The sequence below is a fragment of the Bradyrhizobium sp. BR 10261 genome (assembly GCF_019455395.1).
Lineage (GTDB): Bacteria > Pseudomonadota > Alphaproteobacteria > Rhizobiales > Xanthobacteraceae > Bradyrhizobium > Bradyrhizobium manausense.
Genome location: NZ_JACOFQ010000001.1, coordinates 148,224 through 171,577, shown reverse-complemented (window position 1 = coordinate 171,577; position 23,354 = coordinate 148,224). Strand labels below are relative to the sequence as shown.

The following is a 23,354-nucleotide window of genomic DNA, read 5'->3' as shown; positions in this document are numbered from 1 at the left end:
CTGTCACTGCGGAAGCCAGAGTGGTGGGTTACGCCAAGGGACTGCGCTTCGCGCAGCCCGGGGCTAGCCCACCCTACAGTCCGCGCATTGAAGGAATGCATCATGCCTGTCGACACCAAAGCCGCCACCGACCGTCTCATGCGCTTCCTTTCCGTGGAAGGCGTCACCGGACAGGAGGCGGCGATCGGGCGTGAGCTCACCGCTGCGCTGAAGGAGGTCGGCGTGCCTGCCAAGGCGATCCGGCTCGATGACGCCAACAGCCGCATTCCCGTGCCGACCGAAACCGGCAACCTCATCGTCGACCTGCCCGGCCGCGGCGCGCTGCACAACCAGCCGCGCATCATGTTCATGACGCATATGGACACGGTGCCGCTCTGCGCCGGCGCCAAACCGAAGAAATCGGGGCGCAAGATCGTCAACGAGGCCAGGACCGCGCTCGGCGGCGACAACAGATGCGGCTGCGGCGTGCTGGTGACGCTGGCGGCCGAGCTTGAGAAGCAGAAGCTCGACCATCCGCCGATCACGCTGTTGTTCTGCGTGCGCGAGGAAAGCGGGCTCTATGGCGCGCGCCACGTCAAGCTGGACGAGCTCGGCTCGCCGGTGATGGCGTTCAACTATGACGGCGGCTCGGCTTCCAATGTCGTGATCGGCGCTGTCGGCGCCGACCGCTGGACCGTCGAGATCTTCGGCCGCGCCTCGCATGCCGGCGTCGCGCCGGAACGCGGCATCTCCGCGACCATGATCATGGCGCTGGCGCTTGCCGAGGTGAAGGCCGGCGGCTGGTTCGGCAAGGTGGTGAAGGGCAAGGGCGCGAGCGCGCGGATGGGCACCAGCAATGTCGGCCCGGTCACCGGCGGCGACGGCCGGCCTGCGGGCGATGCCACCAACGTCGTCACCGACTATGTGCATGTGCGCGGCGAATGCCGCAGCCATGACGGTAAATTCTTCAAGGAGATCACCAAGGCCTACAAGGCCGCGTTCGAGAAGGCGGCCAAGAAGGTCACCAATGCGCAGGGCAAGTCCGGCAAGGTCAAGTTCAAGGCCGAGACCGACTATTATCCGTTCCGCATGAAGGAGAACCTGCCGGTGGTGAAGCGCGCGATCGAGGCCGTGTCTGCCGTCGGCGGCACGCCCAACGTCCGCGCCGCCAATGGCGGCCTGGATGCCAACTGGATGGTCCGCCACGGCATTCCGACCGTGACGTTCGGCGCCGGCCAGAACGAGGCGCACACGATCGACGAGTGGATCAATCTGGACGAATACGACCGGGCCTGTGCGCTGGCCGTGCAGCTGGCGACGACGCGCTAGAGAGATCCGTAGGGTGGGTTAGCGCTGCAGCTGCGCGAAGCGCATCTGCAGGGCGTAACCCACCGCTGTTTGTCACCGCAGAGACAGAAGTGGTGGGTTACGCCTTCGGCTAACCCACCCTGCAAAAGAAAAAAAACAGGGAGGCCACATGCCGCGCATCGCTGATATCGAGACCGGACTCTACCGGATTCCCCTCCCCGTCACGCTGTCCGACTCCACCCATGGCGACATGTCGGCGTTCGAGCTGATCACCTGCCGCATCCGCGATGCCGATGGCGCCGAAGGCGTCGGCTACACCTACACGGTCGGACGCAATGGCGGCGCTGTCGCCGATATCCTCAAGCGCGAGATTCCACCGCTGGTCGGTGGGCGCGAGGCCGAGGACACCGAAGCGATCTGGCACCACGTCTGGTGGGGCCTGCATTATGGCGGGCGCGGCGGGCCGACGGTGCTGGCGCTGTCCGCGCTGGACATTGCGCTCTGGGACATGAAGGCGCGGCGCGCGAATTTGCCGCTGTATCAGCTGCTCGGCGGCTTCGATGCACGCGTGCCGTGCTACGCCGGCGGCATCGATCTCGATCTCTCGGTCGAGGCGCTGCTCAAGCAGACCGACGGCAATCTCGCCAAGGGCTTTCGCGCCATCAAGATGAAGGTGGGCCGGCCCGATCTCAAATCCGACGTCGCGCGCGTCGCGGCGATGCGACAGCATCTCGGCGAGGGCTTTCCGCTGATGGCGGACGCCAACATGAAATGGACGGTGGAGGAAGCGATCCGCGCCGCCCGCGCCCTGGTGCCTTACGACCTCACCTGGCTCGAGGAGCCTGTCATTCCCGACGACGTCGCAGGCCACGCGCGCATCATGCGGGCCGGCGGCGTCCCGATCGCAGCGGGCGAGAATCTGCGCTCGCTGTGGGAGTTCAAGAACTACATCGCGGCAGGCGCGGTGTCCTATCCCGAACCCGACGTCACCAATTGCGGCGGCGTTTCCGCCTTCATGAAGATCGCGCGGCTGGCGGAGGCCTTCAATTTGCCCGTCACCAGCCACGGCGCGCACGACGTCACCGTGCATCTGCTCGCGGCCTGCCCGAACCGCTCTTACCTCGAGGCGCACGGTTTCGGGCTGGACAAATATATCGAGCATCCGCTGGTGCTCGAGGACGGCAGGGCGCTGGCCCCGGACCGCCCGGGCCACGGCATCGGCTTCGACTGGACCGGGCTGGCGAAGCTGGCGGCGTAGGAACGCGTTGCTGCACGCGAGGCATTCCAACGGGCTTGATGCGAAGTGCGGATAATCGATTAGAGTGGTGACAGCTGACACCATCAGAGAGAGCCGCATTTTGACCCCCGAGCTGCATCAAAAACTGACCGCGTGGCGCCAGCATCTGCATGCCCATCCCGAGCTATCCCTCCAGGAAAAGGCGACCGCCGCCTTCGTGCAGGAGCGGCTCACCGAGCTCGGCATTCCCTTCGTGTCAGGCATCGGCGGCCACGGCATCGTCGCGACGCTGACGCGCGGGTCGGCCGAGGGGCGCGTCGGCCTGCGCGCCGACATGGACGCGCTGCCGATCACCGAGGATACGGGGCTCAGCTACGCCTCGAAACATCCGGGCGTGATGCATGCCTGCGGCCATGACGGGCACACCGTCTCGCTGCTCGGCGCGGCCGCGCTGCTCGCCGCCGACACCGACTGGAGCGGCACCGTCGATTTCATCTTCCAGCCGGCCGAGGAAGGTTTTGGCGGCTCGCGCGCGATGGTCGCGGCCGGGCTGTTCGAGCGCTTCCCGATGCAGCGCGTGTTCGGCTTCCACAACTGGCCGGGTCTCGAGGCCGGAACCATCGCGGTTCATGACGGCGCGGTGATGGCCTCGGGCGGACGCCTCACCATCACCATCGAGGGCCATGCAGGCCACGCCGGCATGCCGCATCTCACCCGCGATCCCGTGATGGCCGCCGGCCATCTGATCGTGGCAATGCAGTCGATCGTCTCGCGCGGCATCGATCCGCTCGACACTGCCGTGCTCTCGCTGTCGACGATCGAGGGCGGCACTGCGCCCAACCAGATCGCGGGGAAAGTCACGATCCGCGGCACGCTGCGGCATCATCGCAATGGCGTGAAGGACATCATTCTGGCGCGGATCGCCGAGATCTGCGCCGGCATCGCCACGAGTTTTGACGTCAAGGTCACGCCCGACATTGTCATGGGCGTCGGCGTGACGATCAATTCGCCGGCGGAAGCGGGCCTTGCGCGCATGGCCGCGGACAAGGTAGGGGCGCCCGTGCGGCGCGATCTCGCGCCGAGCATGGCCGGCGAGGATTTCGCCCACTATCTCGCGCAACGGCCCGGCGCGTTCGTGTGGATCGGTAACGGGCCCCTGCGCGACGGCGCCGAGCTGCACGGTCCGCGCTACGATTTCAACGACGCGATTCTCCCGGTGGCATCGGGCTGGATGGCCGAAGTCGCCAAGACCGCGCTGGCGGCGAACTGAGAGGCGGCCCCGTGGCTCCCTTGGGCCGGATGCGCTAGGATCGAAACGGATTCGATCCAGCGAGATCAGGATGAACCGGCGCGAATTCGTCCCAGGATTGGCTGCGGCGTCAGCATTCGCGAACGTAGCGCCTTTGGCTGAAGCCGCTGAAGCAAAGCGCGTCGCGCTCGTCATCGGCAATGGCGCCTACAGGAACGTGCCCGCGCTGCTCAATCCGCCGAACGACGCGAACGACCTCGCCGCGGCGTTGAGGCGGCTCGGCTTCACGGTCTCCCTGGCAACGAATGCGAGCTTCGACGAGATGCGGCGCGGCCTGATCGCGCTCGGGCGCGAGGCCGCCGGCGCCGACATGGCGGCCGTGTATTTCGCCGGCCATGGCATGGAGATCAATGGCGAGAACTGGCTGATCCCTGTTGATGCCGAGCTGAAGCGGGACACCGACGCGGCGAATGAAGCCATCAATCTGCAAAGCGTGATGTTGCAGGTGTCGAACACCACGAGCCTCGGCCTCGTCATTCTCGACGCCTGCCGCAACAATCCGTTTGCGGCCAAGATGAACAGGTCGATCGCGACGCGCGCCGCTCCCGTGAGCGGGCTCGGCCGCATCGAGCCCGTCGGCAACGTTCTCGTCGCCTATGCCGCGCGCGACGGCACCACGGCGCTCGACGGCGATGCGCGCAACAGCCCGTTTGCCGCGGCACTGCTGCGCAACATCGAGGCGCCGGGCGTCGAGGTCACCTTCATGTTCCGCAACGTCCGCGACGACGTGATGGAGGCGACGCGCAACGCACAGCAGCCGTTCGTCTATGGCTCGCTGTCGCGCAAGGCGATCTATCTCGCCGGCCGGCCGGCTGATGGTCGCGAGCAGGCACCGCCGCCGAGCCCGCTTCCGGCGGCGGTGTCGCCTGCACCGACGTCGCCGACGATCGATCCCGCGCTGGTCGGCACCTGGGAGATCGTGGTGTCGAGCGGCCGCGGCCAGTCGCGCTGGATCTGGCAGATCATGGGCGACGGCACCTACAGATTCCATGCCGAGCCGCAGCGCTCGGCGCGTGCGCATGAAGGCACGATCACGGCCGCGAACGGCCGCTGGACCCTGCGCGCAACCAGGGGCCTGTCAGGCTACAGCGATGGCGGCTTCTATGAGATCCACGACGCGCTCGCCGTGATCACAGGCAAGCTCGGCACCGGTGCCTGGAAGCGCAGCGCCGAGTAGGCGCACGCGCGATGCCGCGTGGCGCCGGCCTCGGAAACGCGCCAAAGCGCCATGAGATTGGGTTGATTCGTCATCGCGCTTTGGCGCCTTGTTTGAGCATGATCTTTTCGGAAATCCGCTTCGCGCTTTTCCGGATCATGTCTAGCTGAGGACCGGTGGCGGCCCGAACTCGCCGGGCTGGTCGAACCGCGCGATTCGTTTGTCCAGACGCCACAGCTCGATGCGGTGGACCAGCACGAGAGCCGCGGCCTGGCGCCTGGCATCCTCGTCATCACCGCAAACGAGATTGATGCAGCCGAACACGTGACCGTCGGGATCGATCTGGAAGGCGCGATAGTGCTTGACGGATTGCATCATGCCCCTCCGTGCCGTCTGTAGCTTGGCCTTCTATAACCTGGCGCGCTCAGCCAATTGGTCAGATCAGAGGCCACCTCGTTCTGCTTGGCACGCTCCAGCAGAATCTTGCGCTCCTTGCCGGGCGGCATGTGGCGGGCGCGCTCCTTGGCGCTATTTGCGAATGCCATCAATCGTTCCTGGAGCGATTGCGTTTGTTTCCTTCGGTTACGTTTGGCCGTCATCGAACACCTACGAGACAGATCATCGAACGAGCTGGCCCCGGCGAGGAGGTCTTGCGCCGGGGCCCCTACCTTGCCCGCCGAGAACCAACTGAACCGGCAGGGTTTGCAGCTTCGAGCGCGAGACCGGTTCCGGCATTTTCATAGGTTAACGGGTGGGAATTTTTGAGCGCACGACGCGGGCGCCGGGATTCACCTGCTTTAATGCGCAGTCGGGGCAAGCGGCGGATTGTAGTCCTTCCCACCGCCTCGACAGCGGCGGGCAAGCGCAGGACGTAAGCTGATGCCTGCTCAGTCGCCCCGGTAGACCTGCAGATACCCGGGGGAGAACAGCGCCGCGCTCTTGAGCGCATCGAGATCCGGGATCGTGAGTGTCCGCTCTCGCAGCGTGATCAGCCTAGCTGCCCTGAGCTCCTGGATCGTGCGGTTGAGGTGGACAACCGAAAGCCCGGTCGCGTCCGCCAAATCCAGCTGGGTCACGGGAAAGCTGCACGAATTGCCGTCGACCAGGCCGACGGGGCGAAGCCGCTCGTAAATCTCGCAGAACAAATGAGCGACTTTTTCCAGGGCCACGCGCCGCCCGAGATTGATCGCCCATTCGCGCTGGATCGCGTTGTTCAGAACGGTCTCGCACATGAACGCTTCGGCAAGCGTGCGCTCGCTTGCCATCAGCTTTTCGAAGCGGGGACGTTTGATCTCGGCATAGGCAACCGGCGTCGCCGTCGTAATCGAATGGTCGATGGCAGGCAGAAGGTAGGCGTGCGCGTCGCAGGTCTCGCCGGGCAGGATGAAGTTGACGATCTGGCGACGACCGTCCTCGAGCGTCTTGTGCCGGAACAGCCAGCCCGAGAGCACCACCCTGACGCTGTCGATCGGATCGCCCTCTGCGACCAGATCTTCTCCCGCACCGGCCCGGAACAGACCCTCGAAAATGGCTTGCTCGAGTGCCGCAACAGCGTCCTCCGACAAGGGCCGCAACATGTTGAGGCGGCGAACGGCCGCCTGTGCCAATCCTCCTTCGTTGCCGTGGGAGCGCATCAGCCGTCCATCGAAGGCGTGTGAAAGGTTCGCTTGGTCAGGGGAATTGCAATCTGGCACACGAAGCCTGCGGCGTTGAAGGCCATCATCGTCTGCCCCTTCAGCTCGAACGCCAGCGTCCGCTCCAGCAGCTCCGAGCCAAAGCCTTTCCGCATTGGCTGGGCCACCGGCGGTCCGCCTCGCTCGCGCCATTCGAACAGCAACTGCGCAGGGTCGGCGGCTTCATCGATGCGCCAGGAGATTTCGAGGCGGCCCATGGGGTGGCCGAGCGCGCCGTATTTGAGCGCATTGGTCGCAAGCTCGTGGATCGCCAGCGCGAAGGTTTCGGCGGCCTTGGGTTGGAAACGAACCGCAGGGCCGGACACGCGCATCTGCTCACCCTCGCGGGCATTATAGGCAAGCAACTCCTCGACGACGAGATATTCGAGATCGACACCGCCCTCGGGATCGCGGGTTACCAGCGCTTGCGTTCGCGCAAAGGCGTTCAGCCGGCCGTCGAGATGCGCGGAATATTCCTCGACGGTGGAGCTGGTCTCGGCCGAACGACGGGCGATCGACCTGACAACGCCGAGCGTGTTGCGGACGCGGTGCTGCAGCTCGGCCAGCAGCAGCCGCTGTCGCTCTTCCGCGCGCGTGATCGCGGTGACGTCGATGAAGGTGATGACCACGCCGGCGATGAAATTGTCGATGCTGCGATAGGGCAGGATCCGGACGATATAGCGCGTGCCGCTGTCCGGCGCGGTCAGCTCGCGCTCGGCGCTGGCGAGCGTGCGCAGCACGCGACGGACATCGTCGTAGAGCTCCTCGATCGGAATACGGGCCTTGATGTGCGCGATGGGACGGCCGACATCGGTCTCGACCAAATGCAGGATCTGGGTGATCGCCGGCGTGAAGTTCATCACGCGCAGATCGTTGTCCAGGAAGACGGTCGCGATCTGCGTGCTTTCGAGGAAATTCTTCAGATCGCTGGTGGCGCGGGTCAACTCCTGGACGCGGTGGGCGAGTTCGCCATTGACCGTGGTCAGCTCTTCATTGACCGACTGCAATTCCTCCCGCGAGGTTTCGAGCTCTTCGTTCGCCGATTGCAGCTCCTCGTTGAGCGACTGGTACTCCTCGTTGGAGGATTTCAGCTCCTCGTTGGTGCTTTCAAGCTCTTCGATGGTCGCCTGGAGGCGCTCGCGCGTGGCGCGCAAATCGCTCTCAAGCCGCTCGACATGCTCGGTTCGCACCAGACTGCCCGGACTGCTGTCGCTTGCTTCCAGTCCGCGCGCCGGTCCATCCTTGAACAGCACGACGAAACTACGGTGGCCGTCCGGGCCATCCTGGAACGGCTCCACGGTGATGTCGACGAGAACACGGTGGCCGTTGACGCCGAGCTGGACCTGTTCGGCGTGGGCGGATTCACCGGGTCTCGGTGGCGCGGCTGAGCGCCGTGCGGAGCTCCAGCCTGAGGTCGCGATGCACAAGCTGGAGCAGGTCGAGCGAGGCAGCCCCCGCCGTCGGCTCGATATAGCGGCCGGTGCGACCGGAAAAATGCAGGATCTGGAAATTATCGTCCGTGATCACATAGGCCGGCGCGTAACGCTCGGCGATGCGCTGGGCGCGGCGCTCCAGCCCGACGTCAGGTCCGAACGAACGAACCGCTGGCAACTCGACCGGAACGCGGCCCGCGGTGGTCGAGATGGGGAATTCCGGCGGCAGCCGCGTGCCGGTATCCAGCTTCTTGAAGATACGGGCGCGACGGTCGACCGGCGCGAACAGTTTCGGATGCCGCGTCACGTTCTCGGAATTGCCGAGGAACAGATAGCGCTCAGGCAGCAGCGCAAAGTGAAACAGGGGGATGACGCGGTTCTGCAGCTCGGCGTTGAGATAGATCAGGAGGTTGCGGCAGGATACCAGATCGAGCTTGGAGAACGGCGCGTCCTTGATCACGTTGTGCTGGGAGAAGATGCACATCTCCCTGAGCTCCTTGACCACGCAATAGGTGTCGCCCTCGCGCACGAACCAGCGCACCAGGCGCTCGGCGCTCATGTCATGCTCGATATTGGTGCGGTAGCGGCCGACGCGCGCGGTCGCCAGCGCCCGTCCGTCGATGTCGGTCGCGAAGATCTGGACCTGCGGGGCGGCCTCCAGCGTCGCCATATGCTCCCGCAGCAGGATGCCGATCGAATAGGCCTCTTCGCCGGTCGCGCAGCCGAGCACCCAGACGCGAACCTGTTGCCCGGCGGCCTTGTTCTGGAAGATCATTTGGAATGATCTGGGATTCCAGCACCTCGAACTCCCGCTTGTCGCGAAAGAACTCGGTGACGCCGATCAGAAGATCGTTGAAGAGATGCTGGGCCTCATCCTTGTCGTTCCTGAGGAAATCGACATAGGAGCCGATCTCCTCGATCTGCACGACTTGCATGCGGCGCTGGACGCGGCGCAGGAAGGTGTTCTGCTTGTAGCCATGGAAGTCGTTGCCGGTCTTGTTGCGCAGAATGTCGGCAATACGCGACAGCGAGGTCGCGGCGGCCGCCAGCACCTCGTCAAAGCCGTGCTTCTCCTCCAGGCGCCGCAGATGGCGCGCATAGATCTGGATATGCTCCGGAATGTCTTCCGGCGGCAGCACATAATCGGCGATAGCGGCTGGTCTGTTGCTGTCGACGAGATGCTCGGAATCGTCGTCGGCCACTTTTTCGGCGATCGCCAAGCCGCCATGGTCCTTCAGGGTGGCCGCACCCAGCGTGCCGTCGCCGTCGGTCCCGTGCAGCAGCACACCAATGGATTGCTCGGCGCGCTCTTCCGCAAGCGCCACCAAAAAGCTGTCGATGGTGGCCCGCTCGCCGGGCCCCTGCTCCGCCTTGCGCACGGCAAAACGACCGCCCTGGATCGTGGTAATCATGGCAACCGGGCTGAGGTAGATCGTTCCGCCTTCGATCGCCGCCCCGTCGCGGGGCTCGGAAAGCCGGACTCCCTCCGCGCGCTGAATCAGGGCCCTGAGCCGCTCGTCCGCGAGCGCCTCGCGGTGCTGAAGCACGAGCACGACCGTCTGGTCGTCCCCAAGAGCAAGCTTTGCGAAGAAGCGTTCGATGCTGTCGATGGCGCCGGTGGAGGCACCAACCCCGATAATCAGTGGCGCCTTGCCCTGCCGCTCTCCATCGCCCGACGCAGTGGCAACTTCATTCATAATGGCCGTTACTCTCGTTCTCGGGATCCAGGCAATTCAGCCGTCCGCAGATATCAGAAAATCAGCCTATCCCAACAGCCAAATGGCGGAAATAGCTTCGTGTTCCGCCTGGAGGGGATCATAAGACAAGGGGGAGAGGCTGATCGGCTGCCCTGAAAATCGAGGCGATCAGCGGGCCGGCGGTGGCGCGGAATCGACCTCACTTTGGAGGTAGTTGACCCGCTGGACGATCAGGGCGCGGTGCCGCTCCCATTCGACGAGGGTCTGCTTCAACAGATCGACCAGTCTTTCCGCATGGCGCGAGTCGTGCCCCCCGGCCCGCAGCTTGCGCACCAGATCCTCCTGGTTGCGAATCCGCAGCCAACCTTCGTCGATGTCGGCATCCGCCTTCACGAGAAGGCGCTGCTCGGCGTGGAGTTGCTCGGTCCGCTCGGCAAGGGAGATCGCCATGTCGCGCCTTAAGTCTGTCGCGGGCGGATCGCCGGATCGAACGATTGTAGCACGACCCGCCGGATCATGTCGGCATATTCGCGATATTCGGCGGCGCGCAGATCGTACATTTCGGCGACCGCGGGCCGACCGCTGCGCCTTCCATCGTCCGCCATGCGCTGCACCAGCTCGGCGCGCTCTTCGATGATCCGCAGCGCCACACGCAGTGCCTCGTCAACCTCTCCCTCCTGCTCCTTGGCGAGCGCGTCGGCGGTATAGGCATGGCCGACCTGACAGCGAAAGCGCATGGGCCGGCCACCTTTCAACAGGGATAAAACCCCGCCGCAGCTCGGACAGGTCAGCGCTGCAGGATCCGCAATCTTGGTGAGGCTTCCTGCCCCGATTCTTTCGCCGGCCGCGATTTCGACCTCCAGGCGGATGTCGGGAGCCACCGGCAGCGCGGTCCCCGGCGCCTCCTGCGCGAGATCGGACAGGATATCGCTGAGTCTTGCAGCCGGAACGCAGAGATCGGCGATGGTCGCGTCGCCCCCAGCGCGCGCTGCGGCATTTCCGGCGAAATCGCGTCGGCGGGGTCCTGGATCAGCGCCATTCCGCCGCAGCGTTTGATGGCATGGAGCCCGGCAGCGCCGTCCGAGAGCAGGCCGCTGAGGACAATCCCGATGACGCGGGGACCGTGGTGCACGGCCGCGGAGCGGAACAGGGCGTCGATCGCCGGACGGACCATGTTCTCGCGCGGGCCACACCCAAGCCGGATGTGCGTTCCCGACAGCAGAAGGTGGTGGTCGGGTGCAGCCAGATAGACATGGCCGCGCTCGAAGGCCATGCCGTCAACCGCCTGATGAACCGGCAGCCTCCCCGCAGCGGCGGCCACGGTCGACAGGATGCCGATACCCTGCGCGGGAATGTGCAGCACGATGAAGATGGCGGCCGGCAAGTCGTGCGGAAGCCCGGCCAAGATCTGCTTCAACGGGGCGGTGGCGCCGGCGGAGCCACCGATGACAATGATGTCGCGGTTGCTCATCGGGAACCCGCCATCTCCTGCTTCGTTTGCACCAAGGCGGCCCTTGGCCGTATGTTCCAATGTCTTTCGGGCAGCGGAGGAAAACCTGCCGATGATGCCAACGTCGTCGCATGAGCGCGGGCCGCTATCGGGACGCCGAGTCCTCGTCGTCGAGGACGAATATTACCTCGCTGACGATATCGGCCGTGCCCTGCGATCGGCCGGCGCCGAGGTCGCCGGACCGGTTGGCGAAGTCGAGGATGCGCTGCGCATCCTCCACGACGGCTCGATGATCGACGGCGCGGTGCTCGACGTGAACCTTCGCAGCGAGACGATTTATCCCATTGCGCAAGAGCTCAGGACACGCCACGTGCCGTTCGTGTTCACGACAGGCTACGACCCGGTGAGCATCGCACCCCAATTCCAGGACGTGACGCTCTGGGAGAAGCCGATCGACATCGCGTCAATGATCCGCGGACTCGGCGGACTGATCGGCTCGCACAAGATGTAGCGCTCTCTTTTGAGTTGATCAATCACGGCCTTCGCGATTGTTGTTATCGCGGACGCCATTCGACCAGATGTCCTTAACCAGCGTGCAATTTTCTGGGGACGGGTCGTTCCAGTCCAAGACGAAGCGTTCCGTTTCGCATCGGAAATAAAGGACTCGCTTTCCAGCCGAATTAGGCCACCGTCACCAGATCACCGGCCGTGGCTCTGCCCGTAGGCGTCGGTGGCTGAGAGACCGATAGCAGCGCTCCCGCCTACCAAGCGAAGGAGCGCCGTCATGGCGGACCACCACGCGCATTCGCGCATTTATCTGTCCAGGCAAATCGCACAGGCCCGGGCCGCTGCGGCTCGATCGATCGAGCTGCTCCGCGAGGCCCCACCGCCAAACACGTTTTTAGGTCGCAAGACTCAAGAGGCATTCCCTCCCGAGAATAGAGAGATAGCGCGCCGCGTTAGTTCGCAAGAGCTCCGGCCGCCAGCTAATAGCCAGGATCAGCCGCCTCGTCTATCGTAACGCCAGCGGAATGCCTGCCCGAGCCGCCGAAGCTGCGACCGCCCCGATCACGCGTAAGCGTAGCTCACAGCTACCCCGTCTCTTCAGAAGCACTGCCATGCCGAACGATCCGGCAATAGCCTTGAGTTTATTGAGCAGCGCCGAAAGAGGCCGCCACGGGTGGGAGGCCTCTTTCGAGAGAGGAAGCCGAGCCTAATGTTAACATAGCTAAATGTGCCCTCCGGTTGTGCTGGCGTATTGTTTCACGATCACTGGCCGAGGCTCTGTCCCGTAGGCGTCGGTGGCTGAGAGACCGAGCGAGCTCCCGCCTGCATTTCAAGGGAGCGCCGTCATGCCGCACCAAAATCTCATTAGACGTTTGCTTGCAGTTAGCAGGCTGTCGGAGGCGGAGCAGAAAGCGTTAGCTGGATTGCCCTATGCCGTGCGCAATCTGGCGGACGGAGACATTGCTGTGCATCAGGGTGAACGCCCCTCCGGCTGCACGGTGTTAATGAGCGGTTTCTTGTCTCGGCAGCGGGTGATTTCAGAACGAAATCAGATATCCGCCTTCTACGTACCCGGAGACATCCCGAACCTCCACTGCTTGCATGTGCCAATGATGGATCACGACCTGTGCAGCACCGGTCCCTCCATCATCGCCACTGTCGGCCACGTTGCGCTCAGACAGGTGTTGCGGGATTTCCCTGGGCTAACCTATGCCCTTTGGGGAGAGTCGGTTATACAGGCGGCAATTTATCGAGAATGGGTCGAGAACCTCGGCGCACGCGCTGCACTTCCGCGAGTTGCCCACTTGCTCTGCGAACTCTCAACACGACTGCAAAGAGTCGGGCTGGCGGAGAATGGCAAAATGAATTTGCCATTCACTCAAGCTGACCTTGCCGATGCTTGCGGCCTTTCGACAGTGCACATCAACTGCACAATTCAAGAACTCCGTCGCCGCCGCCTGATTGACTGGCAAGGCCAAACGCTAGAGTTGCTGCAACGTGCAGAGCTGGAGTTCATTGCAGAGTTCAACCAAGAATACCTACGTTGAAGCATCGCATATAGACAACTCGGGCGGCGCTCACGACTCGTCGAGAAGCTCCAGCAACTCTTCGACCCGCTCGAACGGGGCATCGCGCATCGGGCTGTGATAGACGACGCGATCGCCGTCGCGCTGCAGCGATTTGCCCTTGGACTTCCGCAGCCGTCCCGGCAGGAACGTCGCGGCCACCGCGCTTTGCCCGACGTCGAGGCGAATGATGCCGCGGCGCTTGCAGTCCAGCCGCAGCCGCGCTGCTGCAAAGAAATCGCGGGCGGCCTGCGGCAAGGGTCCGAAGCGGCGCGAGGTCTCCTCTTCGAGATCGTCGAGATCGTCCTCGCTGGCGCAGCGCGCGGCGCGGGCATAGAGCTCGAGCCGCACAGGCGCCGATTGCACGTAGCTCGGGGGCAGCATATCGGCGATCGGCAGGTTGAGATCGGGCACCCACACCACGGACATGCCGTCGTCGACCTTCTCCGAGGCCATCTTGAGGAGGTGGCTGTAGAGCACCGGGCCGAACACCTGGACATGGCCGGATTGCTGCTCCGAGAACAGATCGCCCGCGCCGCGCAGATCAAGGTCGCGCTCGCTGATGGCAAAGCCGGCGCCCGGGCGGCTGAACTCCTCCAGCACCGCGAGCCGCTTTTCTGATTGCCCCGAGGCCGACTCGGTCAGGAGATAGGCGAAGGCGCGGATGCCGCCGCGGCCGACACGCCCGCGCAGCTGGTGCAGCTGGGCCAGACCAAAATTCTCCGGCCAGCACACCACGATGGTGTTGGCGCGCGGGATGTCGAGGCCGCTCTCGACGATGTTGGTGGCCAGCAGCACGTCGGCCTTGCCTTCGACGAAGGTCATCATGCGCTCGTCGATCTCGTCGGCCGGCAGTTTGCCGTGGAGGCAGACGATCTTGAGATCGGGCGCGACCGCCTGCACCCGCGCCAGCATCGGCTCCAGGTCCTGGATGCGCGGGCAGATCAAAAAGCTCTGCCCGTGCCGCCGCTGCTCGCGCAGCAGGGCCGAGGCGATGGCAGCATCCGACAGCGGCGCGATCTTGGTCGCGACCGGCAAGCGATGCACCGGCGGCGAGGCAATGACGCTGAGATCCCTGAAACCGGCAAGGCCGGCCGCGAGCGTGCGCGGGATCGGCGTGGCGCTCATCCAGAGCGTATGGGCATTCCTGGCAAGCCCCGAGAGCTTCGCCTTCTCGGCAGCACCGAAATGCTGCTCCTCGTCGATGATGACGAGGCCGAGATCATCGAACTTCACGTCCTTCGACGTCAGCGCCTGCGTGCCGACCACGACCTTGATCCGGCCGCTGCGCAGGCCCTCCCTGGTCTCCCTGACCTCCGCGCCCGAGGTGGCGCGCGACAGGCTGCCGACCTCGATATCAACAGGCGCAAAGCGCTTGCGGAAGGTCGCGACGTGCTGCCGCGCCAGCACGGTGGTCGGCACCGCAATAGCGACCTGCTTGCCCGAGAGCACCACGGCCGCCGCCGCGCGCAGCGCCACCTCGGTCTTGCCGAAGCCGACGTCGCCGCAGATCACCCGGTCCATGGGATGGCCGGAGGCGAGGTCGTCCAGCACGTCGTGGATCGCCTTGGCCTGATCGATGGTGGTGAAATAGGGAAAGCGCGCGACGAATTTTTCGTAAGGCGCCCCCGGCGGCACCAGCTTTGCCGCCTTGCGCCGCTTGCGCTGGCTGATGTGCTTGGCAAGCACCTTGCCGGCGGCCTGGATTTCCTGCTCGGCCGCGCTGCGGCGCGCCCACCATGTGCTGCCGTCGGCCTTGTCGAGCGCGAGCTTGCCGCGCTCGGTAGAATACGGCCACATCAACGCGAGGTCAGACGGCGGCACGAGCACCGCATCGTCGCCGGCGAACGACAACCTGACCATCTCGCGCATGGCGCCGCCGCCGGTGTTTATGGTCTGCAGGCCATCGAGCACGCCGATGCCGCGCTGGAGATGCACGACCACCGTGCCCTGCTCCGGCACGTCGGCATGATCGAATGCCGCGCTCCAGCTTCGCGCCATCGGCTGCGGATGATGCGCGCGGCTGCCGAGCACGTCGGTCGCGGTCAGAACCACGGCAGGCTTCCTGCCTGGCATGACGAAGCCGCCATCGAGATCGGCGAGCAGCGCCACGTCGCGATGGCGCGCGCCCTCGGCCGCCGCCCAATCGGCGATGCGCTCCGTCCTGACGCCGCTCATCCGCTCCATCACGCGCAGATCCTCTTCCTGCGCGGCGACGAAGATGAAGCGCGAGCCGGCGCGCCTGGTCTCTTCGACATAGGCGCGCAGGGCTTTCCTGGCGGACGACAGCTTCGAGAATTCCGGCGTCGGCTGGAACGGAGAGGTGCGCGGCAGCACCTTCATGCCGCGGGTCGCCTGCTTCCAGTCGCTTCGCCCGAGATATTCGCGTTCCCTGTCGGCGCGGCCTGCGGCCTCCTCGATCGTGCTCAGCCAGGCACCGGCATGATCAGGCACGCCGGCATCCGCGATCCACCTGGCCTTGCCGCAATAGTCGAACAGCGTCGCACGCCTGGCGCGCGCGCCTGACAGGGCTGTTCGCTCCGACATGGGATCGACGAGAAGCTCTTTTGTCTCGAAAATGATGTCGTGCTGTTGCGGGTCGAACGCCACGATCCGCTTGATGGTGCGCCCGGAATGCTCCACCCGGAACGGCCCCAGCGCGCCCGCGGGAAATATCTCGAAGGTCTGGCCGTGAAACAGCGCGCCGCCCGGATAATCCGGCTCGTCGTCGAGATCATAGCCCAGCTCTTCCAGGCGGGCGCGAAGCTCGCTCTCGGAGAAGGGGCCGCCGACCTTCAAGCTGAGGTTCATGCGCAACAGGCTCGCTGGCGCCGGCAGGCGCTCCATCACGGCTTCAGCTGTGGAGATGAGAAAGATCGGCTGTTTGGCTTTCGCCAGACGCCGCAACACCGAGGCTCTGCGGCCCGCGATCTCGCGCGATGGTTCCAACTGATCGAACGGCAGGGTGTTCAGCCGCGGAAACACCAGCACCTCGCAAGTCGGGTCCAGCGCGTGAATGACGCTGCCAAGCCGCTCCGCCCTGTTCTCGCTCTCGGCGAGGAACACAAGACCGCTGCGGCCAGACTCTTTCCACTGCGCCAGCAGATGCAGCGCCATCATGCCCAGCGGCGACGACGAGGAGATCGTGGCGCGCTGCGCGCCCTTGCTCGGCTTCGGCGAAGCCTTGCCTGGCGGGCGCCTGCTTGTCCGGCTGTTTGCGAGCGCGCGCTTTCCGGGCGAAGTCTTGACTGCCGCTTTCTTGATTGCTGCGTTCTTGGCGGGCCGGAATGTCTTGGAATGACGCACGTGAATCCGTTTCTCGTCTTAGGCAGTCGTCTTAGGCAGTCGTCTTGGGCAGTCGTCTTGGGCGGTCGTCTTGGGCGGTCGTCAATGCCAGCCGCCACCGAGCTCATGATGATTCGGCTGCGAATGGTCATGCACATGGGATGGGGCGCACGAACATGCGCCTCTCCGAAAAACCTCGTGCGACGCAGAGGTCGCCGGCCAACGCACAATGCGCGAGGATGAGCCGCCAGTCGTCTAGCAGACGCGCCGGCCTATTTCCACTCCTGTGATCAGGTCTCGGCTAAATGATGCCGCTCTGCCGCAGCGCTGCGATCGCGGCCTTGTCATAGCCCAGTTCCGCCAGCACGGAATCAGTGTGCTCGCCGAGCGTCGGCGGGCGCGATGCGATCGCACCGGGCGTTTCCGAGAGCCTGACGGCGGCGCGCGCGACCGGGGCCTGCCTCGGCAAGCCGGGATAGTCGACGTCCTGCAAGAAGCCGGCGGCGCGAATGTGTGGATGATCCAGCGCCTGTTGCGGGCTCAGCACCGGCCCGGTCGGGATCATCGCCTTGCCGAGCGTGTCGACCGCCTCCTGTGTGGTGCGCATCGCGCACCAGCGCGCCATCCGCTCGCTGATCACACGGCCGTTGTTGCCGCGGCCGATATCGTCGGCAAAGCGCGGATCGTTCAGCCAAAGCTCCTCCTCGCCCATCAGCTTGGCCCAGCGCTTGAACAGCGGATGGCCCGTGACCTGGCACAGCACCCAGCCATCCTTGGTGCGATAGATATCCGCGGGCGCCGCGGTCTGGCCGAGATTGCCTGTGGGCACGCGGTTGACGTTGATGACCGCCTGCTCGATCAGCGTCGCATTGGTGAAGGACAGAGCGGTCGCCAGCAGCGCGCCCTCGACGATCTGCCCGCGCCCGGATTTGCCGCGCTCGATCAGCGCGGCAAGCGTCCCGAAGGCACAATGCAGTGCCGTGCCGAAATCGACCCAGTTCACCGCGGCGCGATATGGCGGATCGCCCGCGCCGGTCATGTAGACAGAGCCCGACATGACCTGGCCGACGCCATCGAAGCCGACGCGATCGGACCAGGGACCCGGCCCGCCGAACGCGGTCGCCGTCGTCAGGATGATGTCAGGCTTGATCGCCTTGAGGGAATCATAGTCGAGCTGCATCGCGCGGAGCGTTTGCGGCGGCAGATTGGCGACGACGACGTCGGCCGTCGCGATCAGCTTGCGCATCACCTCCTGCCCCTCGCCCGTCATCGGATCGAGCGTGATGCACTTCTTGTTGCGGTTGACCTGGAGGAACAGGGCGCCCTCGCCGCCTTCGCCGACCGGCGCCACGAAGCGGTCCTCACTGCCGTCGCGCTTCTCGACCCTGATGACCTCGGCGCCGAACTCGGCCAGCAATGTCGCGCAATAGGGACCCGCGATATAGCGCCCGAAATCGAGGACGCGCACGCCTTCCAGAACTCCTCCCATCGACCTCGTTCCTTATCTCTTTCCAGCCAGATTACAGGGAATGGGTGCCGCGGCAAGGTGGCAGCCCGCACCCTGCCTTGCTCGCAAGATGTGATCGGGCAAGTGTTTCGGCTGGCGGAAATTCTGCTCTAGGATGGAGCCAGCAGTCCCTCCAGCCGGGAACACACAGCCATGCCGCAACAATTCGACCGATCCGCAGAAGATCTCGGCAACGCCATTCATCTCGAGCACGTCAACATCACGGTTCCGGATCAGCGCCTCGCCACACTGTTCTACGTCACCGGCCTCGGGCTGACCCGCGATCCCTATCTGATGGTCTCGGACACCAACATGTGGATCAATGCCGGACGCAGCCAGTTTCATCTGCCTAGCGGCAAGGCGCAGGTGCTGCGCGGCCATACCGGGCTCGTCATCGAAGGACGCGAGGCGCTGCTGGCGCGACTGGCCTCGGTCAAGGGCAAGCTCGAAGGCACGGCCTTCAGCTACGCCGAGCACAATGATTATGTCGAGGCGACCTGCCCCTGGGGCAATCGAATTCGCGTCCATGAACCCGACGCGGCGCGCTTCGGGCGCATCACGCTCGGCATTCCCTATGTCGCGTTCGATGTGCCGGTGGGATCGGCGCAGGCGATCTGCGCCTTCTATCCTGAGGTCATGGGCATGCCCGCGGCCTTGCGCAACGGTGACGGCAAGGTCGCCGCGGTGAAGACCGGCCGCGACCAGCATCTCTTGTTCCGCGAGACCGACCGGCCGCAGCCGGGCTATGACGGCCACCATGTGCAGATGTACATCACTGATTTCTCGGGCCCCTATCGCAAGCTGCTGGCGCGCGATTTGATCTCGCGCGAGGACAATCAGTATCAGTACCGCTTCTGCGACATCATCGATCTCGACAGCGGCAAGCCTCTCTTCACCGTCGAGCACGAGGTGCGCAGCGCGACGCACCCGATGTTCATGCGGCCGCTGGTCAATCGCAATCCCGCCGTCAACAACCGCAACTACGCGCACAGTCACGACCAGACGTCGTGGGCGATGGGACCGGATCAATACGAGGGGTAGCGAGCACCTGGCGGGGCGGTGGGCAAATCGGTCGCCAAAGCCGAGGGCAAGGCCAGCCAAGAGTTGCCCTGCTTGAGCTAACTCAATTTGTTCCGACGAGCTTGGGCTATTCAAAGCATTCGATCGGACTATTGAGGTATCGTGCCCAACATGCGTGGCCCCGCGATATTTGCTATCGCCGCCCTGCTTACGCTCGCTGCAGGCGGATATATCTACTGGACGCAAGTGATGGCGGTGCAGACCCCTGTCGGGCTTGCGACCGCCAACGGCCGCATCGAAGTGACGCGCGTCGACATCGCCTCCAAATTGCCCGGGCGGGTGGCGCAAGTCCGCGTCAAGGAAGGTGATGCCGTCCAGAAGGGCGAGCTGATCGCCGCGCTCGATACCACGGAGCTGCGCGCACAACTTGCCGGCGCCAAGGCTGCGGTTCAGCGCGCCGCAGCCTCCACCACCCATGCCGAGGCCGACATCAACATCCGCAAGGCGGAGTACGACCTCGCCGAGATCGAGACGCAGCGCGCGACGCGTCTGGAGCAGACGTCCGCCGGAACCAGGGCCGATCTCGAACGGCGCCGCGCACAGAGCCTCGTCGCCGCCGCACAAATCGAGGGTGCGCGCGCGGCGATGGTCGAAGCCAATGCGGCCAGGGAGGCCGCCGACGCCCAGGTCGCGCAGATCGAGGCGACGCTCAGCGATTCCGAATTGCACACGCCGGTGTCGGGTCGTGTCGAGTACAAGCTGGTGCAGGCCGGCGAAGTGGTCGCTGCAGGCGGTCGTGTGGTCACGATCCTCGATCTCTCCGACGTCTACATGACCGTCTTCCTGCCGACCGGCGACAGCGGCCGGATCGCACTCGGCTCGCAGGCGCGTATCGTGCTCGACTCGGTTCCGAACGCCGTGTTCCCCGCCACCGTCTCCTTCGTCGCTGCCGAGGCTCAGTTCACGCCGAAGACGGTCGAGACACAGAACGAGCGGCAGAAGCTGATGTACCGCGTCAAGCTCGCCATCGACCCGAAGCTGCTCGACACCTACCGGGACTATGTCAAAGCCGGCCTCAGCGGCAACGCCTATGTCCAGGTGATTCCGAACGCGACCTGGCCCGCCTGGCTTGCCATCCGGCTGCCCAATGTCGCCGGCTGAGCCTTTCGCAGTTGAGGTCAGCGAGGTTGCCCACCGCTACGGCGAGGTAACGGCGCTGGCCGACATCGGGCTGTCCGTCCGCGCCGGCAACGCCACGGCGCTGGTCGGGCCTGACGGCGTCGGCAAATCGACCCTGCTCGCGCTGATCGCCGGCGTACGCCGCTTGCAGGCCGGCAGCATCCGGACACTTGGCGGCGACATCGCCTCGCACGCGCACCGCGACGACATCATGGCGCGCATCGCCTACATGCCGCAGGGCCTCGGGCGCAATCTCTATCCGAGCCTATCGGTCGCCGAGAACATCGATTATTTCGGCCGCCTGTTCGGCCAGTCAGGGGCCGAGCGCGCGGCACGCATCAAGCAATTGTTGAGAGCGACCGGCCTTGCCCCGTTTTTCGACCGGCCGGCCGGCAATCTCTCGGGCGGCATGAAGCAGAAATTGTCGCTGTGCTGCACGCTGATCCACGATCCCGACCTGCTCATCCTCGACGAACCGACCACCGGCGTCGACCCGTTGTCGCGGCGGCAGTTCTGGCGGCTGATCGACGACATTCGCGCGCAGCGTCCGCAGCTCACGGTGTTGGTCTCCACCGCCTATATGGAAGAAGCCGAGCGCTTCGACCACGTCGTCGCCATCGACGCCGGCCGCGTGCTGGCACAGGGCGCTCCGGCCGAGCTCCTCGAGCAGACCGGAACCCAGCACTTCGAGCAGGCCTATATCGCGCTGCACGGCGGCAGCGTGGCACCCGAGATGGCGCCCATCGCGCCTTTGCCGCCGAGCGCCGACGGCAAGCCGGCCATCGTGGCCGAGGGGCTGACGCGCCGCTTCGGCGATTTCGTCGCCGTCGATCATGTCAGCTTCAGCATCCGGCAGGGCGAGATCTTCGGGTTCCTCGGCTCCAACGGCTGCGGCAAGACCACGACGATGAAGATGCTCACCGGCCTGCTGGACATCAGCGAGGGACGCGCCGAACTGCTCGGACGTCCCGTCGAGGCGGGCGACCTCTCCACGCGCCTGCGCGTCGGCTACATGTCGCAGGGCTTCTCGCTCTACGAGGAGCTGACGGTCCGCGAAAATCTCGCGCTGGATGCGCGCCTCTATCGTATTGCGGAAGCGGAGGTGAAGCAAGTTGTCGACCGGGCCCTGGAACGTTTCGGCCTGGTCGAGGCGGCGAACAGCAAGCCGCCGAGCCTGCCGCTCGGCATGCGGCAGCGGCTGCAGCTTGCAGCCGCATGCCTGCATCGCCCAGAGGTGATGATCCTGGACGAGCCGACCTCCGGGGTCGATCCCGCCGCGCGCGACATGTTCTGGCGCTTGCTCGGCGAATTGTCCCGGCGCGACGGCGTGACCATCTTCGTATCGACGCACTTCATGAACGAGGCCGAGCGCTGCGACCGCATTTCCCTCATGCACGCCGGCAAGGTGCTTGCTGTCGGCACGCCGGCAGAGCTGCGGCAGGCCAAGGACACTGCCAGCCTGGAGGACGCGTTTATCGCCTATCTCGAAGAGGCCGATCCCGAGGGGACGGTGGAGGAAGGGGCGCGCGCCGTCTGGACGAATTCGGCGACAGCCCGTCCGCTGCCGACGGCCAGCCTGCTTGCATCGCTGCGCCGCATGTGGGCCTTCAGCTACCGTGAGATGCGCGAACTGCAGCGCGACTGGGTGCGGCTGGGCTTTGCGCTGCTCGGTCCGCTGCTGCTGCTTCTGACCTTTGGATACGGCATTACCTTCGACGTGGAGAACCTGTCTTTCGCCGTGCTCGATCGCGACCATAGTGCCGACAGCCGGCAACTGGTCGAGAGCTTCGCCGCCTCGCGCTATTTCAGGCAGATGACGCCCCTGCACAACGAGACGGAGGTCGATCGCCGTCTGCGCGCTGGCGACCTGCGCCTGGTGATCGACATCCCGCCCGGCTACGGCCGCGATCTCGTCGCCGGCCGCCAGCCCGAGGTTGCCTTCTTCCTCGATGGTGCCACGCCCTTCCACGCCGAGACGACACGCAACTACGTGGACGGCATCGTGCTCTCCTATGTCGAAGACCTCGCGCGCCGCACCCGCGGCGCGGTGCCGGACCTTCTGGCGGCATCGCTCGAGCCGCGCTTTCGCTACAACCAGGATTTCCGCAGCGTGTTCGCGCTCACGCCCGGACTGGTCATGATCTTCATGGTGCTGTTCCCGTCGATGCTCGCCGCCCTCGGCGTGGTGCGCGAGCGCGAGCTCGGATCGATCACCAATCTCTACGCCTCGCCGGCGACGGTCGCGGAGTTCCTGCTCGGCAAGCAGCTGCCCTACATTCTGTTCAGCTGCGCCAGCTTCGTCAGCCTGCTGGTGCTGGCGAGCCTTGCCTTCGGCGTGATCGTCAAGGGCTCGGTTGCCGCGCTCGCGCTGGGCGGCATGCTCTATGTCTTCGCCTCGACTGCCTTCGGCATTCTGGTGTCCGTCTTCGTGCGCAGCCAGGTCGCCGCGATCATCGTCACCGCCATCGTCAGCACCGTCCCGGCGATCAATTTCTCCGGCTACCTCTACCCGGCCGCCGCCCTGCAGGGCAGCGGTCGCTTCATCGGCATGAGCTTTCCCTCGCTCTGGTTCCAGAACATTTCGCTGGGCACCATCACCAAGGCGCGCGGCTTCGTCGAACTCTATCCGAATCATCTCATGCTGCTCGCCTTCGGACTTGCCTATCTCGTGGCGGCGAGCCTCTTGTTGCGCAAGCAGGACGGCTGACATGACCCGGTGGCTCTCCAACGTATTCCGCCTCGGCGTCAAGGAGCTCGCGAGTCTCGCAAGCGACGTGGTGCTGGCCTTCTTCGTGGTCTATTCCTTCTCGTTCAGCGTCTATAGCGAGTCGACGGGGATCACGACCGACGTCAACAACGCGCCGGTCGCCATCGTCGATTCCGATCGTTCGGTGCTGTCCACCCGCATCGCCGACGCGCTGCTGCAGCCTTATTTCCGCCGGCCCGTCCCGGTCGACCGCTCTGCCGTCGACCGCCTCATGGATGAAGGTCAGTACGCCTTCGTGCTCGACATCCACCACGGTTCCAGGCCGATGTGCTGAACCGGCGC

16 protein-coding genes and 2 pseudogenes are annotated in these 23,354 nt (G+C 65.0%); 11 read left to right on the top strand and 7 right to left on the bottom strand.

Features of this window, described 5'->3' with window-relative positions:
* Positions 1-102: 102 nt before the first annotated feature.
* The 4 genes from HYH07_RS00845 (at position 103) to HYH07_RS00830 (ending at position 5,010) form a co-directional block, all read left to right on the top strand.
* Positions 103-1,308 (top strand): M20/M25/M40 family metallo-hydrolase, encoded by a 1,206-nt coding sequence (locus HYH07_RS00845; protein WP_220000663.1) that lies wholly within the window; start codon positions 103-105, stop codon positions 1,306-1,308.
* A gap of 148 nt (positions 1,309-1,456) precedes the next feature.
* On the top strand, positions 1,457-2,545 hold the full coding sequence (locus HYH07_RS00840; RefSeq protein WP_220000662.1) for a mandelate racemase/muconate lactonizing enzyme family protein: 1,089 nt from the start codon (positions 1,457-1,459) through the stop codon (positions 2,543-2,545).
* Between the two features lie 100 nt (positions 2,546-2,645).
* Complete coding sequence (locus HYH07_RS00835; protein WP_220000883.1) at positions 2,646-3,794, top strand: amidohydrolase; 1,149 nt, start codon at positions 2,646-2,648, stop codon at positions 3,792-3,794.
* A 70-nt stretch (positions 3,795-3,864) separates the two neighbouring features.
* Positions 3,865-5,010 (top strand): caspase family protein, encoded by a 1,146-nt coding sequence (locus tag HYH07_RS00830; RefSeq protein WP_220000661.1) that lies wholly within the window; start codon positions 3,865-3,867, stop codon positions 5,008-5,010.
* A 141-nt stretch (positions 5,011-5,151) separates the two neighbouring features.
* Here HYH07_RS00830 and HYH07_RS00825 read toward each other — a convergent pair whose 3' ends face one another.
* The 5 genes and pseudogenes from HYH07_RS00825 to HYH07_RS00805 all read right to left on the bottom strand — a co-directional run bounded on the left by HYH07_RS00825 (position 5,152) and on the right by HYH07_RS00805 (position 11,263).
* Positions 5,152-5,367 (bottom strand): hypothetical protein, encoded by a 216-nt coding sequence (locus HYH07_RS00825; RefSeq protein WP_228749139.1) that lies wholly within the window; start codon positions 5,365-5,367, stop codon positions 5,152-5,154.
* Between the two features lie 509 nt (positions 5,368-5,876).
* A complete protein-coding gene (locus HYH07_RS00820; protein WP_220000660.1) occupies positions 5,877-6,623 on the bottom strand; it encodes a Crp/Fnr family transcriptional regulator in 747 nt (248 codons plus the stop codon).
* Positions 6,623-9,792, bottom strand: a pseudogene (locus tag HYH07_RS00815) (CheR family methyltransferase). Before HYH07_RS00815 ends, HYH07_RS00820 begins: the two are co-directional and overlap by 1 nt.
* 168 nt (positions 9,793-9,960) lie before the next feature.
* Entirely contained in the window at positions 9,961-10,242 is a 282-nt protein-coding gene (locus HYH07_RS00810; RefSeq protein WP_220000659.1) for a hypothetical protein, read from the bottom strand.
* 8 nt (positions 10,243-10,250) lie between these two features.
* Positions 10,251-11,263, bottom strand: a pseudogene (locus HYH07_RS00805) (chemotaxis protein CheB).
* A gap of 91 nt (positions 11,264-11,354) precedes the next feature.
* On the opposite strand from HYH07_RS00805, the gene HYH07_RS00800 reads away from it, so the two are divergent.
* On the top strand, positions 11,355-11,753 hold the full coding sequence (locus tag HYH07_RS00800; protein ID WP_220000658.1) for a response regulator: 399 nt from the start codon (positions 11,355-11,357) through the stop codon (positions 11,751-11,753).
* 841 nt (positions 11,754-12,594) lie between these two features.
* The gene (locus tag HYH07_RS00795) at positions 12,595-13,296 is read left to right on the top strand and encodes a Crp/Fnr family transcriptional regulator (protein WP_220000657.1); all 702 of its coding nucleotides are present in this window, start codon (positions 12,595-12,597) and stop codon (positions 13,294-13,296) included.
* 30 nt (positions 13,297-13,326) lie between these two features.
* Here HYH07_RS00795 and HYH07_RS00790 read toward each other — a convergent pair whose 3' ends face one another.
* Positions 13,327-16,434: a DEAD/DEAH box helicase gene (locus HYH07_RS00790; protein ID WP_220000656.1), complete on the bottom strand. Its 3,108-nt coding sequence runs from the start codon at positions 16,432-16,434 to the stop codon at positions 13,327-13,329.
* Here HYH07_RS00790 and HYH07_RS00785 point away from each other — a divergent pair.
* Complete coding sequence (locus HYH07_RS00785; RefSeq protein ID WP_220000655.1) at positions 16,433-16,615, top strand: hypothetical protein; 183 nt, start codon at positions 16,433-16,435, stop codon at positions 16,613-16,615. The two genes, HYH07_RS00790 and HYH07_RS00785, sit on opposite strands and share 2 nt — an antisense overlap.
* A gap of 285 nt (positions 16,616-16,900) precedes the next feature.
* On the opposite strand, the gene HYH07_RS00780 is transcribed toward HYH07_RS00785, so the two are convergent.
* Complete coding sequence (locus tag HYH07_RS00780; protein ID WP_220000654.1) at positions 16,901-18,088, bottom strand: CaiB/BaiF CoA-transferase family protein; 1,188 nt, start codon at positions 18,086-18,088, stop codon at positions 16,901-16,903.
* Positions 18,089-18,259: 171 nt separating this feature from the next.
* Between HYH07_RS00780 and HYH07_RS00775 the strand changes: the two genes are divergently transcribed.
* The 4 genes from HYH07_RS00775 to HYH07_RS36685 all read left to right on the top strand — a co-directional run bounded on the left by HYH07_RS00775 (position 18,260) and on the right by HYH07_RS36685 (position 23,346).
* A complete protein-coding gene (locus tag HYH07_RS00775) occupies positions 18,260-19,147 on the top strand; it encodes a VOC family protein (RefSeq protein WP_220000653.1) in 888 nt (295 codons plus the stop codon).
* A gap of 228 nt (positions 19,148-19,375) precedes the next feature.
* Complete coding sequence (locus HYH07_RS00770; RefSeq protein ID WP_220000652.1) at positions 19,376-20,287, top strand: HlyD family secretion protein; 912 nt, start codon at positions 19,376-19,378, stop codon at positions 20,285-20,287.
* Positions 20,274-23,012 (top strand): ribosome-associated ATPase/putative transporter RbbA, encoded by a 2,739-nt coding sequence (gene rbbA / locus HYH07_RS00765; protein ID WP_220000651.1) that lies wholly within the window; start codon positions 20,274-20,276, stop codon positions 23,010-23,012. Before HYH07_RS00770 ends, rbbA begins: the two co-directional genes overlap by 14 nt.
* 1 nt (position 23,013) lies before the next feature.
* Entirely contained in the window at positions 23,014-23,346 is a 333-nt protein-coding gene (locus HYH07_RS36685) for a hypothetical protein (protein WP_312016618.1), read from the top strand.
* The last annotated feature ends 8 nt before the right edge of the window (positions 23,347-23,354 follow it).